At 35.9% G+C, this 3,085-nt stretch carries 4 protein-coding genes; 2 read left to right on the plus strand and 2 right to left on the minus strand.

Annotation, left to right across the window (positions count from 1 at the left end):
• Nucleotides 1-184 precede the first annotated feature (184 nt).
• The gene (gene xerA / locus AC1DSL_RS16685) at nt 185-1,018 is read left to right on the plus strand and encodes a site-specific tyrosine recombinase/integron integrase (protein ID WP_477533064.1); all 834 of its coding nucleotides are present in this window, start codon (nt 185-187) and stop codon (nt 1,016-1,018) included.
• A gap of 68 nt (nt 1,019-1,086) precedes the next feature.
• On the opposite strand, the gene AC1DSL_RS16690 is transcribed toward xerA, so the two are convergent.
• On the minus strand, nt 1,087-1,323 hold the full coding sequence (locus AC1DSL_RS16690; RefSeq protein WP_477533062.1) for a DUF3658 domain-containing protein: 237 nt from the start codon (nt 1,321-1,323) through the stop codon (nt 1,087-1,089).
• A gap of 228 nt (nt 1,324-1,551) precedes the next feature.
• Here AC1DSL_RS16690 and AC1DSL_RS16695 point away from each other — a divergent pair, with 228 nt between their 5' ends.
• A complete protein-coding gene (locus tag AC1DSL_RS16695; RefSeq protein WP_016427934.1) occupies nt 1,552-1,794 on the plus strand; it encodes a hypothetical protein in 243 nt (80 codons plus the stop codon).
• A 532-nt stretch (nt 1,795-2,326) separates the two neighbouring features.
• Here AC1DSL_RS16695 and AC1DSL_RS16700 read toward each other — a convergent pair.
• A partial coding sequence (locus AC1DSL_RS16700; protein WP_477533063.1) for a YqjF family protein occupies nt 2,327-3,085 on the minus strand: 759 nt, incomplete at its 5' end.

The raw sequence follows: 3,085 nt of genomic DNA on the forward strand, positions 1-3,085 counted from the left end.
AAGCAAATACAAAGCAAATACACATTAACCCTCCATTCCCATTCATCTTTTGAAAGCCTAACGCTTTGCATACCTAACTCTTCAACTAACCTGTCCGTTAKTAAACTATCAATATGTCTTAATTTCGATAGAAWTGGCAATATTTCCTTTAACGATACTTTTTTGAGGGGGAACAAAATTRCTACTGTCAAAAGCATGGGAAGCATTTGAATCTGATAAAAGGATYGAAGGCTTTTCTYCACAGACATTAAAGGCTTATCGGCTCCAATTATCATTACTTATTGATTATTTTAAGGATGTTGAAATAACTACTCTTGAAACAAATCAATTGAAAGAATACCTTGCGATTTCAGGGAAGCATTTAAAACCAGCCAGTCTTGCACATAGAATTCGATTTCTAAAATCGTTATTCCGTTGGTCCCATGAAGAAGGGAACATACGAAAGAATCCGGCTGCGAAAATTAAAGAACCTAAAGTAGGTAAGCGAATACCCAAGTATTTAACCGAACGGGAGATCGAACACCTTCGTGAATCCTGTCATACCCCAATGGAAAGAGCGATGTTCGAATTCATGTTTTCTACCGGTTGTCGAATTGGCGAAATAGTTGCGTTAGAAAAGAACCATATTAATTGGTCCAATCGATCCGCGATTGTTAGAGGAAAAGGTGATAAGGAGAGGGAAGTTTATTTTAATATACGTTGTGACATATGGCTTAAACGGTATATTGAAAGTCGTAATGACAATAATCCTGCCATCTTTGTAACAGCAAGACAGCCACATAAAATGAGTGTCGCTCAGATGCGTTACATCATCAAGCGGATCTCCAATCGTGCTGAAATTAATAAAGAGATTCATCCGCACCAACTTAGACACAGCTACGCAACTCATTTGTTGAATAATGGAGCTCCTATTGAAGTCATACAAAGTCTTATGGGGCATGAGAAAAGTGAAACCACAAGGATATACGCTCAATTAAGCGGGAGGTTAAGGAAAGAGTATTATCAGAAGTACTTTTAAATGTAAATGTAGCAACGTCTTAAATGACGTTGCTCTACTTGACTAAAGCATCCGTTAGTTTAAGAAGATTAACCGAGTTTCACACTGTAAAACCTCATTGCTTTTGGAATACCTTCTATTTCAAAGACTCCATTCATTATTAAATGTCTCACTTTATATTTAACAAACTGGTCGCCAATATATTGATTTAAATTCCCAATGACTTCACCGATTACTCTCGCTGATTTCATAAAATATATTTCATCCGTTTCTGCAAAACCCTTATATTCAGGTTCAACTCGATCGAAAACAACCCTTATCTTCATTTATTCCTTCGTTTTTGCGTTAATCCTTCTTTCCAGCCCAAAAACCCTTATACATCAAGTTTTTTTGGCGTTTCATGGTGAATTATTTGCGTTAATACCGTGCATATGAATAACTACTACATCTAATAATTAATAACAGTCCTATTTATTTAGTAAAATTATTTAATTAAAGTATAAGTATCCAATTAATAGACAATAAATATTGTATAATTGGAGGGAAAGATAATTATGATAATAAAAAGTGATGATAAAATAATTTATTGCTACAACTGTCTTAAGAGGACCTTATTTACACGTAGAGATATGAACAATAATAGTGGTGTAGACAATCATTGTAGTGAATGTACGTTTGTTTGGTTTGAATGGCAAAATCGAGCAGTAGAGCGAGAAAAAGAAAAATGGCTTGAATATAATGGAGAAGTAGTAAATAAAACTAGAAGGTCACTTTCAAATAACTCAGGCGTGATGTAAAACTGGTTAGGTATACTAACCGGTTTTTTTATTTGGCTCTGTTAAATTACGAAATGGCTATCGTTTTTCTTTTGAAGGTTGAGGTTTTAATAGGCTACGTTTTGATTAAAATATTATGAGTAAAAATAATCATTGTTTTGTATTGCATTATGTTCTATTATGATAACAGTCGTGAACTTTAAGTTCACTAACATATTGTAGTTTTGGCTTCCAATAATTTGGATTGTTAGTTTGAAGTTAATGTTTTGTTTTCAAAACAGTCAGATTTATTGGGTGCCAAACCCTCGAGAACTCTTAAGGAACGAAGAGTTCTTCCAAAAAACACTATCTCTTATGAGATGGTGTTTTTTCTTTTAATGATATAGTGTGTTACATATAGCTCAGTGGGTGGCTATCTTCTTTGTTTTTTACTCCGAGTGACCAAAAATAATAGCCCTTCCACTAACCCGCTCAGTTATCTGGTACAAAATCTAAATTAAACATAAAAAAGATCCCAAATTCGAATATAAATTGTGCCTAAGCATCATATCGATTACTCAATTGCATGTACTAAAGTCCACATGCGGACCTCTATTTTTTTTGAGAAATGCAAGATAGGCTGAGCACTTTCAACTTGAATTCCCTGGCTGGATAACATCGTGTTATGACTTATTTCTGCTTCTGCGTGCTRAAGCATCCATGGTTGATGCAAAATATCACATCGTAAGGGTACTCCCCTTTTGTTCAGTGTATATAAACAATAGCGCTCGGACATCCATTCATCAAAAGTGCCTTTAGCTGTGTGAAACGGTTCAGAAATTGGCCAATAGCTACAGAGCAATTTTGAATTATCGTCACTTAGTCTCCTGCTTTCATATTCAACGGTAGGTCCATTATGCTTCACCACAATATCAGCATATAAATATGGTAAGTGGTAAAATGTTTTAGCCGTCTTTATTGCAAGCAAATTGGTAGCATCCAGACTAAAAAAGTAAATGCCTGGCTTACCATCAATCGTTACATACGTTCGGACGTTGAGCTCAGGAAAGCGATTAGTACCAGGCAGAGGCGGCAAGCCTCGTAATCGTATGCCAGTCATATGAAATGGAACTACACCTATCCAGCCCATTTCATTAAAAGAGTCTATCGCTAGCACATCGGGTACTAGTCTTCGTAACACCTCAAGTTTAATAGGATAGTGGGCAAACAAAAGGTCGTTCCAAGTCTGCTTCAACATCCATGGTAAATGTGGTAGTGGCCATTGGCGATGACTGTCGTCCCATCGGGTTATTTTTGAGTCAATATGTTCTCC

It is taken from the genome of Paenisporosarcina sp. P4_D4 (assembly GCF_056401835.1).